Source organism: Roseovarius sp. (genome assembly GCF_027019125.1).
Lineage (GTDB): Bacteria > Pseudomonadota > Alphaproteobacteria > Rhodobacterales > Rhodobacteraceae > Roseovarius.
Genome location: NZ_JALUXE010000024.1, coordinates 148,271 through 162,589, shown reverse-complemented (window position 1 = coordinate 162,589; position 14,319 = coordinate 148,271). Strand labels below are relative to the sequence as shown.

The following is a 14,319-nucleotide window of genomic DNA, read 5'->3' as shown; positions in this document are numbered from 1 at the left end:
CCGCTGTAATCCCGCACCCTCTGGGTGATCCATGAAACAAGCCCCTCACAGCCTCCAACGCCATGATTTATATCTGAAATAATATGATCACGACAGCAAAATCAAAGATTTACTTGGGGAATGCGGGTTGGGATGAAGGTGCGCTGCGTAACGGCGCGCGGCTGGGGCTGGTTTGTCTTGGCTGCTGTTGGGCGCTGATGGCGCTGGCCTTTGTCGGCGGGGTCATGAACCTTGCCTTCATGGGGCTTGCGACTGTGATCATGGTCCTGGAGAAACTGCCTGATCTGGGCCGTTATCTGACCCGACCCTTGGGGGCGGTGTTGATGGTGGCTTCAGTCTGGGTTCTGTTCACGTCAATCTGAGAGAGGAGGCCGTAACATGGCTCTGGATACATTGGGCACAGTGCCCTGGGCGATCAAGGGGGAGTTGATCCTCAACTGCAACTGCACGGTGTTTTGCCCCTGCGTGGTCTCTTTGGGCAAACATGCGCCCACCGAGGGTTACTGTCAGGCATGGTCGGGCGTGCGCATCGACGAGGGCCATTATGGCGACGAGGACCTGAGCGGTCTCAACGTCGGTCTCATGCTGGAAATCCCCGGCCTGATGGCGCGCGGCAATTGGAAGGCGGCGGCCTTTATCGATGAGCGCGCGAGCGAGGATGCCTATGCGGCGCTGGTCAATATCTTTTCGGGCAAGGCACGCGGCACGACCGGCCTGTTCGGCGTTCTGGTCAGCGAGTTTCTGGGGGCAGAGCGCGCGCCGGTCATTTTCGAGACCGAAGGCAACGCGCGCCGCCTGATGGTGGGCAAGAAGATCCAAGGCGAGGTGGTGCCGGTGCCGGGCCACAAGGGCGAGGACATTGTCGTCACCAACACCGAATACTGGATGGGGCCGGATATCACCGTCGCCACCGCCACCAAGGGCCGGGTGCGCGCCTTTGGCCGGGTGTGGGATTTCGACGGGCGCAGCGCGGAAATCTGCCAGATTGACTGGAAAGGCCCGCGCTGATGATGCTCACTGCGGATTATGTGCGCCTGATGGCGCGCTATAATGCGTGGCAGAACGCGCAAGTGATGCGCGCCGTGGATGGCGTGAGCCTGAAGCTGTTGACCGAGGATCACGGGGCCTTTTTCGGCTCGATCCTCGGGACGCTCAATCACATCCTTTGGGCAGACCGGCTCTGGCTTCATCGGTTCGGGGCCAAGGTGACGGCCCCCGAGGGGGGCATGGAGGCGAGCACCACGCTCACCCCCACAGGCGCCGCGTGGAGCGCGGAGCGGTTCGCCACCGATGGCGCGCTCCGTCTTTGGGCGCGCGATCTGCACAGCATCGACCTCACGGGCGATGTCAGATGGTTTTCCGTCCTGAAGGGCGCAGAGCTGAGCCGCCCGATTGCGCTTTGCGTCACCCATTTTTTCAACCACCAGACCCATCACAGGGGGCAGGTGCATGCGATGCTGACGCGCGCAGGCCTGCCGGCGCCTGTCACCGATCTTGTTCTCATGCCCGAGGAGGCCCAATGAACGCTCCGCTTTTGTCCCCGTCGCGCAGGTTGCGCCGCACGCCATTTTCCCAAGGGGTCGAGGCGGCGGGTGTCAAGGCCTATACGGTCTATAATCACATGCTCCTGCCGACCGTATTCCGCTCGGTCGAGGAAGATTATCGTCACCTGAAAGAGGCGGTGCAGGTCTGGGACGTGGCCTGCGAAAGGCAGGTGGAACTGCGCGGACCGGATGCGAGCCGCCTGATGCAGATGCTCACCCCACGAGATTTGCGCGGCATGACGCCGGGACAGTGTTTCTATGTGCCCATCGTGGACGAGACCGGCGGCATGCTCAACGATCCGGTGGCGGTAAAACTGGCCGAGGATCGCTGGTGGATTTCGATTGCCGATAGCGACCTGCTCTATTGGGTCAAAGGCATCGCACAGGGCTGGCGGCTTGACGTGCTGGTGGATGAGCCGGATGTCAGCCCGCTGGCCATTCAAGGCCCGCGCTCAGATGACCTGATGGCGGCGGTCTTTGGCGATGCGGTGCGCGATGTGCGCTTCTTTCGCTTTGGGCATTTTGATTTCCAGGGCCGGGACATGGTGATCGCGCGCTCAGGCTATTCCAAGCAAGGCGGGTTCGAGATCTATGTCGAGGGTGGCGATATTGGCATGCCGCTCTGGAATGCGCTGATGGAGGCGGGCAAGAGCATGGATGTCCATGCCGGCTGCCCGAATCTGATCGAGCGGATCGAGGGCGGATTGCTGAGCTATGGCAATGACATGACCGATGACAACACGCCGCATGAATGCGGGCTGGGCAAGTTCTGCAACACCCACACCGCGATTGGCTGCATCGGGCGCGATGCGCTGTTGCGCGTGGCCAAGGAAGGCCCGACGCAGCAGATCCGTGCCATTGCCATCGAGGGGGCACCGGTGCCGCCCTGCCGCGAGTGGTGGCCGGTTCTGTCCGCCAGGGGCGATCGCGTGGGCCGTGTGAGTTCGGCCACATGGTCGCCGGATTTTGCCACCAACGTGGCCATTGGCATGGTGCGGATGACCCATTGGGATGCGGGCACGGAGTTGCGTGTGGTGACGCCCGATGGGGAACGCCGCGCCAGCGTGCAGGCGGGGTTCTGGGCCTGAGAAGCGTGGGGGCGCTGCCCCCGCCGCCCGTGCCGGGCGGCCCCCCCGAGGTATTTTGGGCCAGATGAAGCAGGGCGTGGGCGTCCTGCAGGAAAGAGGAGTAGAGAAATGTTCAAGGCATTGGTCGTCGAGAAGGACGAGGAAAGCGGCAAGACATCGGCAGGGGTCAAGACCCTGACGCTGGACGATTTGCCCGAGGCCGAGGTGACGGTAGCGGTCGAATATTCCACGGTGAATTACAAGGATGGTCTTTGCATCGGGCCGGGTGGCGGTCTGGTGCGCACCTATCCTCATGTGCCGGGGATTGATTTTGCGGGCACGGTCGAGGCCAGCAATGATGCCCGCTACAAGCCGGGTGACAAGGTGGTCTTGACCGGCTGGCGTGTGGGTGAGGCGCATTGGGGCGGCTATGCCCAGAAGGCGCGGGTCAAAGCCGATTGGTTGGTGCCTTTGCCGGAGGGATTGGATACGCGCGCTGCGATGGCGGTGGGCACCGCCGGGTTTACCGCGATGCTGGCGGTGATGGCGCTGGAGGATCACGGTCTGAAACCGGGGAATGGCGAGGTGCTGGTCACCGGCGCTGCTGGCGGAGTCGGATCGGTGGCCACGGCCATTCTGGCGCATCTCGGGCATGAGGTGGCCGCCGTGACCGGCCGGCCCGAGCAAGAGGGGTATCTGCGCGGGCTGGGGGCAAGTCGCATCGTGCCGCGTGAGGAGCTGGCGGAGACCGTCAAGCGACCGCTTGAGAGCGAAAGCTGGACGGGCTGTGTCGATGCTGTTGGCGGCGCGATGCTGGCGCGGGTGCTGGGCCAGATGAAATACGGCGCAAGCGTTGCAGCCGTGGGCCTGGCGGGGGGCGCGAACCTGCCTGCCACGGTCATTCCGTTCCTGTTGCGCGGCGTCAACCTCCTTGGGATCGACAGTGTGATGCAACCCTATGCCAACCGGGTCCGCGCATGGGACCGCATTGCGACGGATTTGCCGATGGACAAGCTGGAGGCGATGATCACACCCGCCACGCTGGAGGATTTGCCGCGTCTGGGGGCGGACATTCTCAAAGGGCAGGTCAAGGGCCGGGTTGTGGTCGATCTGAACGCCTGAGACTTGCCAAAGGCTGCGGCCCCCGCTAGCCATGGCTGGCGGGGGAGTGTGCTATGACAGAACAGGCGGGCATCACCATCAGGCTGGCGCGCGAGGCGGATTTCGCAACGCTCTGGCCCATCGTGCGCGATGTGATCCGGGCGGGCGATACCTATGCCATCGAGCCGGGGCTGACCCGGGAGGCGGTGCGCGCGCTCTGGATGGAAACACCGCGCGCCACCTATGTGGCCGAACGCGGCGGCGAGGTTCTGGGCACCTACTATCTCAAGACCAATCAGGCCGGGGGTGGGGCGCATGTGTGCAACGCCGGGTACATGGTCGCCGAGGCCGCGCGCGGGCAAGGGATCGCGCGGGCCATGTGCCTGCATTCGCAGGACGAGGCGCGCGAATTGGGCTATCTTGCGATGCAGTTCAATTTCGTGGTCGAGACCAACCGGGGGGCGATCGCGCTATGGCAGAGCCTTGGGTTTGAAACCGTGGGACATTTGCCGCGCGCCTTTCGCCATCCGCAGGCCGGGTTGGTGGACGCGCGGGTCATGTATAAATGGTTGGGCGATGCGCCCGCATAAGATCATGCGTGCAGGCTTAGAAACTGCGTGAGCCTGCCGGCAAAGGCCTGCGAGGCCTCGATCAGGCCGAGGTGGCGCAGGCCGGGCTGGATGTGGCATTGACTGCCAGAGATTTCCGAGGCGATTGCCTGGGCCATGGCGGGGGTAGAGCCGCTGTCGTGTTCGCAGGTGACGACGAGAGCGGGCAGCGTCAGGGGCGGATTGGGCCGGATCAGTTCTGTCACCCCCTCTGCCAGCACCAACCGATGCGCCGCATAACTGGCGGGGTCGGTGGCGAGGACGGTTTCGCGAATGGTCTCGACCATCTCGGGGCGTGAGATGCGGAACTCAGGGGTGAACCATCGTTCCAGGGCAGCGTCGATCGTGGCCGCCGGACCGCCCGAGGCGGCATCGCGGGCCTGGGTCTCGACCCGCGCCTGAAGATCGGGTGCGCGTTCATGGGGCGAGTTGAGAATGCCCAAGGCCGTAACGCGGTCCGGATGATCGAGCGCCACGCGCCGGTTGATCATACCGCCCAGCGAGAAACCGACGAGGGCCGCGCGCGGTAACGCCAGCCGGTCCATCAGGGTGACGAGATGCTCTGACAGGGTCGTCAGGGTGAGCGGGCCGACATGCGGCGCGCTCGCGCCATGTCCGGGTAGATCGTAGCACAGCACACGGAAATGCCGTGCCAGAAGCGGCGCGATCACGCCCCATGTGCTCTGCCGCGACAGGCCAAGACCGTGGATCAGCACCACGGCGGGGGCGTTCTCGGGGCCGCTCAGGTCATAGGCCGTGCCCTCGGGCGTCCGCGCCATTCAAACGCCCGCCGGATTGTCGACGTCATGGCCCATCTCGCGCAGGTCCTCGTAGCGGTTGCCGATGCGGTGATGCGGATGGCCACCAACCGACGCGCCGAGGGCGAGGATGATTTCATCCTCGGCGGGCGCGTCCGGCACGGTGGTATGGATCGTCTGGTAATGCGAGCGTCGCCCGGCGTCGTCCTTGTCCATCAGCGGGATCATCAGGGATGTGCCCGCAGCACCGCGCGTATTGGTGAAGGCGAGATAGGTCTTGGCCTTGACCGCATCGCGGAACTGGTTGCCGAACCAGAGCGTATGCGTCAGCGCCATCGCATGTTCCAGCTCGCCCCCCATGCCGACGACGCTGGCCTTGCCATAGCCTTCGAGGCGGTCGCCGGTGACATCGAGGATCATGTCGGTCAGCAGGCGACCCAGAACCGGGCCTTGTGCACGGATTTCGGGGCCAAGATCCTCGACATGGCCGCGTCCGAACCACGGGTTGCGGATGATCGCCATGGCGGCGACGAGCAGCGTGGGATCGGCCACATCCTTGCCGCCTTCGCGGTGGGTGCGTTGCACGAGGGTGAGGCTGCGGCGAAGCTCTAGGGTCATGGGCTGTCCTTGGTTATCTGAGGCGGGTCGGGGGAAATTGGCATAGTTGCAGCATTCTTGAAAACGAATTGTTTTGCTGCAAACATGCGGAAAATTCGAATTGAGAATCCTGGATGAACATCACCGCCTTGCAGACCTTTCTTGCCATCGTCGACACCGGCAATCTGGTGCGCGCCTCGCAAAAGTTGAACGTGACGCAATCGACGGTCACGGCGCGCCTCAAGTCGCTGGAGGATGAGTTGGGTCAGCAGCTTCTCAATCGGCAGAAATCGGGCACGACCCTGACGCCGGCGGGCACCAAGCTGTTGCGCTATGCGCGGATCATGACCGGGCTGTGGCGGCAGGCGCGCTATGAGACGGGGTTGCCGGCGGGCCTCAGTTCGGTCTGCACATTCGGCTGTGATCGCGAGTTGTGGCACGGGCCGGGGCGGGCATTCTTCGATGGGGTGGTTCAGGGCCATCCCGATATGGCCGTGTCGGTGCAACAGGGCGGCGGGCGCGAGTTGGAGGAATGGTTGGCGGCGGGGCTGGTGGATGTGATCCTGACCTATGGGGCCTCGGCGCGGGGCAATCAGACGGTCTATGCGTTGCCGCCGGAAGAACTGGTGCTTTATTCCGACCGCGAAGTGACCTCGATCCGGGCCGATCCCAAGTATATTTTCGTGGATCACGGCGAGGAGTATCGCCGCGCCCATGGTGAGACCTACCACGATGCAGGTATCGCGCGGGTGAGTTTCGACAGTTCCTTTTGGGCGCTGCAATTCCTGCTGGAGAGGGGAGGATCGGCGTATTTGCCGCGCGCCCTGGCGGCACCATTGGTGGCGGAGGGGCGGCTTTTTGAGTTGCACGAGGCACCGATCTATAGCCGCAAGAAGATGCTGGTGGTGAATGACAGTGCTGCGGCCAATTGGGACTGGTTCGCGCCCTTGGTGGGGGCGCTCAGGGCACGGTCGGCGGATTGGCTGGACCATCCCGATCGTCGGTTTGTGATTCCGGGGTAGGGACCTGCCCCCGACGCGGCGTGCTATTTCAGCAAGGCGCGCTCCTCCTCGGATGTCATCGGCTGGCCTGCGCCCGTGGTGGTGTAGAAGGCATCCAGCATTTCGAGGGATGAGGCGGGCGCGTATCCGGCCTCTGCCCCGGTCTCACCGGCTTGCGCCATGGCGAACTGCAACTGCCAATCGCCCTCCGCGCGACAGGCAACAGCGACATAATTGCCGCCTGCGGGCGTTGCCGCCTCGTATTCCCGACAGAACTGACCGGCGGCATCGGTGAAGGACGCCACGACCGTCAGGGCGGTGCCATCCGGCAATTCCGCCGCCGTGCCCGACGGCAAGCTGTCCAATTGTTCTGTCATGGCCGTGTTGAAGGGCGCGCCAAGCGGGGCATCGGACCCGCCCGACAGCATCAGCCCCGCACCCAGACCGACGGCAAGTGCAAGGCTGGCGGCAAGCGCCATCGGCTGCCAACGGGGTGCCGCGGCGGGGGCCGGGGCGGCGCGAAGGGGCACGACATTGGTCATCTCTGGCGGCGCGCTGGCCTCGCCCATCGCGCGGATGCGCGCAACCAGCGCGTCGGACACCTGCGCCTCTGGCAGATCCTGCATGGCCTGCCGCGCCAGATCCGCAGTCTCGACAAAGAGGGCGTAGCGTTCGGCCAAATCCACATCGGCGGCAATGCGCGCATGCAGCGCCTCGGCCTGGGGTCCGGTGATCTCGCCATCGGCGAGGGCCATCAATCTGTCGTCGTCAATGTGCATCTGTTCGATCCTTCCCCTGACATGGGGTTAACGGCTGGAGACGCGATCTATTCCCACGGAGTTTGCAAGCGCGAGACGGGCGCGGCTGAGGCGGCTCATCACGGTGCCTTGGGGAATGTCGAGCGTGGTGGCGGTTTCGGCATAGCTGAGCCCTTCGATGCAGACCAGATGCAGAACCATCCGCTGATCCTCGGGCAAATGGTTCATGGCGTTGCGCACCGCGTTGAGGGTCAGGCGATCATCGGTTTGGGCGGCGCTGTCGATGGGGTCAGGTTGCGGGCTTTCGTGGATGTCCACCACCTCGCCGCGGGTGGCATCGCGGCGCAGCGTGTCGATCCAGGCATTGCGCAGGATGCGAAAGAGCCAGGATTGCAATTGGGTTGCGGGGTCAAACCGGTCGCGGGCGCGAAATGCCCGTTCGGCGGTGATCTGCACGAGGTCTTCGGCAAGATCGCCCTGACGGCACAGAGAGAGGGCAAATCGCTTGAGCGTGGGCAGCAGGGCCACGACATCCTCGGTAAACTGGTCAGACATCGGTGAAAGGCCCTTGAAACAATCTACGGGAATAAAACCGGGGTTACAGCGTTTCCTGTAGCATGGCATGTTGATGCAGGGCGACAAAAGGAGAATTTCCGTGCGCGTGTTACGAGCGATACTGGTGTGGGTTCTGATCCTTGGGATCGTGCCGCTTGGACCATGGCCCGAGGGGATAAACCCAGCGAGCATGGCCTGGGCGCGCGGCGGCGACGGCGGCGGCGGTGATGGCGGTGATGGCGGAAGCGATGGCGGAAGCGATGGCGGAAGCGATAGCGGAAGCGATAGCGACGGGGCCGGTGACGATGGAGGCAGCAGCAGTAGCAGCGACGGCAGTAGCAGTAGCAGTAGCAGCGACCAAGACAGCAGCGAGGCTGGGGGTGTTGGAGGCGGCGAGGCCAAAGGTCGCGAATTTCGTCGCAGCCTGCGCACGATCTTCGGTCGCCCTTCGCCTGAGCCTGCCCCCCGTGCGGCCCGCGCCCGCACCCCCGCCCCACGTCCTGCTCCGCGACCGACTGAGGCCCCGCGCGAGATCATTGCGCGCGGTTTGAACGAGGCGGATGCGGCCGCATTGGTGGCGCAGGGCTATGGCGTGATCGACCGGATTGATCTGGCAACCCTTGGGGTCAACATACAGCGCCTGTCCGTGCCGCGGGGCACCACGCTGGCCGAAGCGCGCGCAGCGGTGCAGGCCTTGCCCACCGGCGAGACAGCGGATTTCAACCATTATTACCGCGCCGAGGCCGCGGATTTGCCGCAGGCCACGGAGGATGCGGCCCCGCTTGCCCCGTGCGACGGGCTGCATTGCGCGGCACGGGCGCTGATCCACTGGCCGGAACACATCGGGGCACAAACCTGCGGCGCACCGGTCACAATCGGTATGATCGACACCGGGATAAATACGACCCACGCCGCTCTTGCCGCCGCGCAGGTGGCGCTGACGCGCGTGGCCCCCGAGGATTACAGCGCGTCGGGTGCCATTCACGGCACGGCAGTGGCTGCCATCTTGGTGGGCGATGCAGGATCACGTACGCCGGGGCTTTTGCCGGGGGTGCCGCTGGTGGCGGTGGATGCGTTTCACAAGGCGTCGGGTGATGAGCGCGCCGATGTCTATACGCTCGTGCAGGGCCTGGATCAGTTGATCGGTGCCGGGGCGACGGTGATCAACCTGAGCCTTTCAGGGCCGCCAAACACGGTGCTTGAGGATACGCTGGCGGCTATCGAGGCGGCCGAGACAGCCGTTGTGGTGGCTGCGGCGGGCAATGGCGGGCCAAACGCGCCGCCCGCCTATCCTGCCGCCTATGACAGCGTGATCGCCGTGACGGCGGTGGATCGCTCCGGGGGGATCTATCGCCGGGCTGGGCGTGGCCCGCATGTTGATCTGGCCGCGCCGGGGGTCGAGGTCTGGACCGCGGCCTCGGTCGAGGGGGCAAGGTGGAAAACCGGAACGTCCTTTGCTGCGCCCTATGTCACGGCGGCGGCGGCGCTCTGGCGACAGGCCAATCCCGAAATGACTCCGGCGCAGATTCGCGATGCCCTCACCCAGAGTGCGGCCGATCTGGGTGCGCCGGGACCGGACGAGGTTTATGGCCACGGGTTGCTCGACCTGCACGGCCGCTGTCCCGAGCCGGGCGCAGCCCTGCTGCTACCGGCGGCGGAGTAGAGCCCGGTCAGCGATAGCGTTCCAAGAGCGGGCGCAGGGCAACGCGCGCCCGCAACTTGCTGGCCAAAAGGTAAATTCCACCGATCTTGCGGTGCAGAAACAGCGTGGCGGGAGGCGGAACATGGGTCAGCTCCCGCTCGGAGCCCATGGCAAGCCCCATGTCGCGCAGGGTCTTGACCATATCGGAGGTGCCGAAATCATAGGGCGTGCTCTGGCGCAGGGGCGCCATGGCCGTTTCGAACATATCCATGATGAGGTCCTGATGGCGGGGCGCGGTGGCCGGGCTGAAATAGCCGATGCGTAGCATGGCAGCGCGCGTGCGTGCGCCGTCCTGATCAAGAGCTGCGTTCAGCAGGTTGCGAAAATCAGAGGTGAGGGACGGGTCAATCTCCATCGCCGCCCCGAAATCCAAGAGCACGATTTGTCCTGTCGCAGGATCAAAGCGGTAGTTGGCCAGGTTGGGATCGGTCTGCATCAGGCCAAACGCGAAGAGTTCCTGCAAGGTCAGGTCGATCAGTTTCTGCGCCACATGATCGCGCAGGTCTTGGGGCGCGTCGGTCAGTGTGTCGATCGGCTGGCTGTCGATATAGGTCATGGCCAGCACCTCGGGCGTGCTGAGATCGGAATGCAACGCGGGCAGGCGAAACGCCTCTGACCCGGTGAGCAGGCGGCGAAAGGCGCTCAGGTGGCGCGCCTCGGCGATATAATCCGCCTCTTGATGCAGTTGCGCCTTGGCCTCGCGCAGTATCGGGCCGAGGTCCGTGTCGCGTGGGATGAGGCCCGGCACGCGCAGGAGGGTCGCCAGATTGTCGATGTCGCTGTCGATGCTGGCGCGCACGCCGGGGTATTGCACCTTGATCGCCAGATCGCGGCCGTCATGCGTTTGCGCGCGGTGCACCTGCCCGATCGAGGCGGCGGCGAAGGGGCGCAGATCAAAGCGTTTGAAGCGCCCATACCATCCGCTGCCCCAGGCGGCATTGAGCACCGATTGCAATTGCTTGGGCGGCATATGCGGCGCTTCGGCGCGCAGGGCGGCCATGATCGCGGTCATCTCGGGCGGCAGGACAAGGCCCGTATCCATCGACAGCATCTGCCCAAGTTTCATCGCCGCCCCGCGCATCTGGCCCAGATCACGGGTTACGCGCCGCGCGGTGGCGGGGGTCAGCAGCAGACCGGGCAGGTGCGGACGCTGGCCTTGGGCCATCTGGCGCAGGCCACCGGCGACCATGTCGCCCATGATGCCCGTGGTCATCCCGCCCAAGCGCAGCATGCGGCCAAGGCGGTGGCCGGGCACGGGGGCGGTTCTGGTCTGGTCTGTCGGATCGCTCATGCCGCCTGCCTCTGCTGCGTGTTGGTGAGGGGCAAGATGGGGCGCGCCTGCGCGATTGCCAGCCTCAGGCCGTGGAGCCGGGGACAAGACGAAAGTCGATCTGCGTGATACGGGGCGGGCGTTCCCCCTTGAGACGGCGCAGGATAAGGTCAGCGGCGACAAAGCCGATGCGTTCCCGGTTCGAGGCGATGGTGGTCAGCGGTGTGGGCAGCGCCTGCCCGATGCTTAGCCCGTTGAACCCCGCAAGGGCGATGTCATGGGGCAGCGAGAGACCGGCGGTCTGGCAATGGAAGACCCCGCCCACGGCCATATCGTCATTGGAAAAGAAAACCGCCTCGGGCCATTGCGTGGTGCGGTCCAGCAGCCGTGCCAACCCTTCCCGCCCCAACGGAACCGAGGAGGGGCCATCCAGAATCAGCGTGTCGGACAGGGAAAGGCCTGCGTCGGTCAACCCGTCCTTGAAACCGTCGAGTCGCGCAAGGGCGCGGAAATCGGTGGCGATGTCATGGCCAATATAGGCCATCCGGCGATAGCCGCGCCCGATGAGATAATGCGCCATGGCGCGGCCCGCGGCGCGGTGCGAAAAGCCGACGGCCATGTCGGCGGCGTCGGGATCGGTGTCCATCACCTCGACCACCGGCAGTTCGGCAGCCTGCAACAATGCGCGCGTGGCCGCACTGCCAGACGTCGGGGCCAGCACGAGGCCCGCAGGCCGCCACGACAGAAGATCGTGCAGGAGGTGTTCTTCGCGAGTGGCGTCATAATGCGAAATACCGAGGATCGGATGATAGCCATCATCCTCGAGCCGGTTTTCCAGCCCCTTGAGCACATCGGCAAAGACGATATTGGAGAGCGAGGGCAGGATCACCGCCACCTGACGCGAGGCCCCGCCGGCGAGCGTTCCGGCAAGACGGTTCGGCACGTAGTTGAGGGCCTGCGCGGCACGCTCGACCTTTTGGCGGGTGGTCTTGGCGACGGCGCTGCCACCGCGCAGCGCACGGCTGGCGGTGATCTCGCTGACACCTGCGGCCTTGGCGACCTGCGAGAGGGTCGGACGACGAGAAGGGGGATCGGAGGTGTTTTGGTTCATAGTACCAGATTGCGCAAAATGATGGCGCTGTCATTGAAAATCTGTACGCGAAGGGGTCCGAAGCCGAGGGATGAGGGGATCGCGACATCCGCTAACGCAGAAACATGGGCTTTCACGCCCTGACCTTGCCTTGAGGGGCCTCGGGCAGAACGATATTGACAGCGCTGTCATAACTTGGTTCAGTCCGGAGCAAGGGGGATTTGGCGTGCGTATTCTGATTACCGGAGCGGCGGGATTCATTGGTCAGCGCGTTGTGCGCGCGCTGTCGGAGCGTGACAGCCTGATCGTGGATGGGCAAGAGCGGCGGATCGCGGCCATCCTTGCCAGCGATATTGCCGAGGCTCCGTTGCATGATCTGGCGCAGTCCTGCCGCCGGGTGCATGCGGTGCCGGGCCCGCTGGATCGCCCGGAGATACTGGCGCGGATCGTCGAGGACGCGCCGGAACTGGTGATTCATCTGGCCGGTGTCGTGTCGGGGCAGGCGGAAGAAGATTACGCGCTGGGCATGGCGGTCAACCTGCAATCCACCATTGCCCTGATCGACGCTTGCCGCAGCCTGCGCAAGCCGCCGGTCCTTGTCTTTTCCTCGTCGGTCGCGGTGTTTTCCTGCGCCGACAATGACACGATTTCCGAAGACACCTTGCCCGCGCCCCTGTCATCCTACGGCACGCAAAAGCTGATGGGCGAACTGCTGGTGCGCGATGCCAGCCGCAAGGGGTATATCAAGGGGCGCGCACTGCGCTATCCGACCATTGCGGTGCGGGCGGGCAAGCCCAATCGCGCGGCCTCGGGCTTTGCCAGCGGAATCATCCGCGAGCCTCTGGCGGGGATGGCGGCGGATTTGCCGGTGGGGCGCGATCTTCGGATGCATCTGGCCTCGCCTGCCAAGGCGCTCGAGTATACGCTGACCGCCATCGGTCTGGCGCAGTCCGATCTGGGTCTGGAAACCACCGTAACCTTGCCGGGAATTTCGGTGACGGTGGGCGCAATGCTGACGACGCTGGAAACGGTGGCGGGGTCCGAGGTGGCGGCGCGGGTGACAGAGCGGCCAGATGCGGCCATCGAGCGGATCGTGACCACATGGCCGGGCCAGATCATTACGCCGCGCGCCGAGGCGCTGGGATTTGCGCCCAATCAGGATTTTGCAGAGATCGTGCGCGAATATATGGATGGTTTGACGATGTGCTAACGGGGTGCGGGAGGCCCCGGACGACGGAACTAACAGTCAACAAGGAGGAGGATCACATGAAATATTTTGCATTGGGTGCGCTTGCCGCGCTGGGTTTGGCCACCGCAGCCGAAGCGCAACAGAATATCGTGGTGGGGCATGCGCTGTCGCCCACGTCGCATTACGGGGTGGGGGCGCAGGCCTTTATCGACACGCTGACTGAATTGTCCGGTGGCACCTTTACCGGAGAGCAGGCCCCGGCCGGGCAGTTGGGCGGCGAGCGGGACATGATCGAGGGGCTGCAGATCGGATCGCTCGACGTGGTCATCACCTCGACGGGACCCTTGGGCAATTTCGTGCCGCAGGTCTATGCGCTCGATCTGCCGTTCCTCTTCCGGGACTATGACCACGCCCGCAAGGTGCTGGATGGCGAGATCGGACAGGAATTGCTCGACGAGATCAGCAAGAACAATCTCGTGGCTCTCGCTTGGTCCGAAAACGGGTTTCGCCATGTGACCAATTCGCAGCGCGCCGTGCGCACGCCCGAAGATCTGGCGGGACTCAAGCTGCGGACCATGGAAAACAAGGTGCATATGGCCGCATTCGAGGGCATGGGAGCGGCCCCCACGCCGATGGCCTTCCCCGAGCTTTTCTCGGCGCTGCAACAGGGTGTCGTGGATGGGCAGGAAAACCCGGTCACGGTGATCACAGCGTCGAAATTCTGGGAGGTCCAGAAATATGTCTCGCTCACCGGGCACGTCTATTCACCGGCTGCGGTTCTGGCCTCGCCGGTCCTGCTCGATAGTCTGACCGACGAGCAGCGCGGCTGGTTTGCCGAGGCGGCCAAGGCCAGTGCTGCGGCAACGCGTGCAGAGGTCAACCGACTGGAAGAGGCGGGTGTTGCCCTCTTGCGCGAAAACGGCATGGAGGTGATCACCGACATCGACAAGGCCCCGTTTGCGGCATTGGCCGAAGAGGCGTCTTATTCCGTCTACACCGATCAATACGGCGGCGATATGATCGAACGGATCAAGGCCGTCGAGTGATCCAAGGCAGGAACCGGACCCCGGCGCACAGGG

The 14,319-nt window shown here is 64.5% G+C and carries 15 protein-coding genes and 1 pseudogene; 10 read left to right on the top strand and 6 right to left on the bottom strand.

Annotated elements, in window-relative coordinates:
* Positions 1-128: 128 nt before the first annotated feature.
* The 6 genes and pseudogenes from MVC20_RS08135 to MVC20_RS08110 form a co-directional block, all read left to right on the top strand.
* A pseudogene (locus MVC20_RS08135) lies at positions 129-362 on the top strand (DUF2182 domain-containing protein); the annotation flags it as partial.
* A gap of 16 nt (positions 363-378) precedes the next feature.
* Positions 379-1,008: a DUF1326 domain-containing protein gene (locus MVC20_RS08130; RefSeq protein WP_297540193.1), complete on the top strand. Its 630-nt coding sequence runs from the start codon at positions 379-381 to the stop codon at positions 1,006-1,008.
* Positions 1,008-1,523 (top strand): DinB family protein, encoded by a 516-nt coding sequence (locus MVC20_RS08125; protein ID WP_297540191.1) that lies wholly within the window; start codon positions 1,008-1,010, stop codon positions 1,521-1,523. The genes MVC20_RS08130 and MVC20_RS08125 overlap by 1 nt, the downstream gene beginning before the upstream one ends.
* Entirely contained in the window at positions 1,520-2,632 is a 1,113-nt protein-coding gene (locus tag MVC20_RS08120; protein WP_297540189.1) for a dimethylsulfoniopropionate demethylase, read from the top strand. Before MVC20_RS08125 ends, MVC20_RS08120 begins: the two co-directional genes overlap by 4 nt.
* Positions 2,633-2,740: 108 nt before the next feature.
* The gene (acuI, locus tag MVC20_RS08115) at positions 2,741-3,733 is read left to right on the top strand and encodes an acryloyl-CoA reductase (RefSeq protein ID WP_297540187.1); all 993 of its coding nucleotides are present in this window, start codon (positions 2,741-2,743) and stop codon (positions 3,731-3,733) included.
* Between the two features lie 53 nt (positions 3,734-3,786).
* Complete coding sequence (locus tag MVC20_RS08110) at positions 3,787-4,302, top strand: N-acetyltransferase (RefSeq protein ID WP_297540185.1); 516 nt, start codon at positions 3,787-3,789, stop codon at positions 4,300-4,302.
* 2 nt (positions 4,303-4,304) lie between these two features.
* Here the strand turns inward: MVC20_RS08110 and MVC20_RS08105 are convergent, their stop codons facing one another.
* The gene (locus MVC20_RS08105; RefSeq protein WP_297540183.1) at positions 4,305-5,099 is read right to left on the bottom strand and encodes an alpha/beta fold hydrolase; all 795 of its coding nucleotides are present in this window, start codon (positions 5,097-5,099) and stop codon (positions 4,305-4,307) included.
* A complete protein-coding gene (locus tag MVC20_RS08100; RefSeq protein ID WP_297540181.1) occupies positions 5,100-5,696 on the bottom strand; it encodes an amino acid synthesis family protein in 597 nt (198 codons plus the stop codon).
* Positions 5,697-5,809: 113 nt separating this feature from the next.
* Between MVC20_RS08100 and MVC20_RS08095 the strand changes: the two genes are divergently transcribed.
* Positions 5,810-6,697, top strand: coding sequence for a LysR family transcriptional regulator (locus tag MVC20_RS08095; RefSeq protein WP_297540180.1), 888 nt, complete (start codon positions 5,810-5,812; stop codon positions 6,695-6,697).
* Positions 6,698-6,720: 23 nt separating this feature from the next.
* Here MVC20_RS08095 and MVC20_RS08090 read toward each other — a convergent pair whose 3' ends face one another.
* Positions 6,721-7,455 (bottom strand): hypothetical protein, encoded by a 735-nt coding sequence (locus MVC20_RS08090; RefSeq protein WP_297540178.1) that lies wholly within the window; start codon positions 7,453-7,455, stop codon positions 6,721-6,723.
* A 27-nt stretch (positions 7,456-7,482) separates the two neighbouring features.
* Entirely contained in the window at positions 7,483-7,989 is a 507-nt protein-coding gene (locus tag MVC20_RS08085; RefSeq protein ID WP_297540176.1) for an RNA polymerase sigma factor, read from the bottom strand.
* A gap of 100 nt (positions 7,990-8,089) precedes the next feature.
* On the opposite strand from MVC20_RS08085, the gene MVC20_RS08080 reads away from it, so the two are divergent.
* Entirely contained in the window at positions 8,090-9,652 is a 1,563-nt protein-coding gene (locus MVC20_RS08080) for a S8 family serine peptidase (protein ID WP_297540174.1), read from the top strand.
* Positions 9,653-9,659: 7 nt separating this feature from the next.
* Here the strand turns inward: MVC20_RS08080 and MVC20_RS08075 are convergent, their stop codons facing one another.
* Together MVC20_RS08075 and MVC20_RS08070 are read right to left on the bottom strand one after the other, a co-directional pair.
* Positions 9,660-10,982: an AarF/ABC1/UbiB kinase family protein gene (locus tag MVC20_RS08075; RefSeq protein ID WP_297540172.1), complete on the bottom strand. Its 1,323-nt coding sequence runs from the start codon at positions 10,980-10,982 to the stop codon at positions 9,660-9,662.
* A gap of 64 nt (positions 10,983-11,046) precedes the next feature.
* Positions 11,047-12,072: a LacI family DNA-binding transcriptional regulator gene (locus MVC20_RS08070; protein ID WP_297540170.1), complete on the bottom strand. Its 1,026-nt coding sequence runs from the start codon at positions 12,070-12,072 to the stop codon at positions 11,047-11,049.
* 205 nt (positions 12,073-12,277) lie between these two features.
* On the opposite strand from MVC20_RS08070, the gene denD reads away from it, so the two are divergent.
* Both denD and MVC20_RS08060 read left to right on the top strand, forming a co-directional pair.
* Positions 12,278-13,261 carry a D-erythronate dehydrogenase gene (gene denD, locus MVC20_RS08065; protein ID WP_297540168.1) on the top strand — a complete coding sequence of 328 codons (984 nt, stop codon included), beginning with the start codon at positions 12,278-12,280 and terminating at the stop codon, positions 13,259-13,261.
* A 56-nt stretch (positions 13,262-13,317) separates the two neighbouring features.
* Entirely contained in the window at positions 13,318-14,286 is a 969-nt protein-coding gene (locus MVC20_RS08060) for a TRAP transporter substrate-binding protein (protein WP_297540166.1), read from the top strand.
* Positions 14,287-14,319 lie beyond the last annotated feature (33 nt).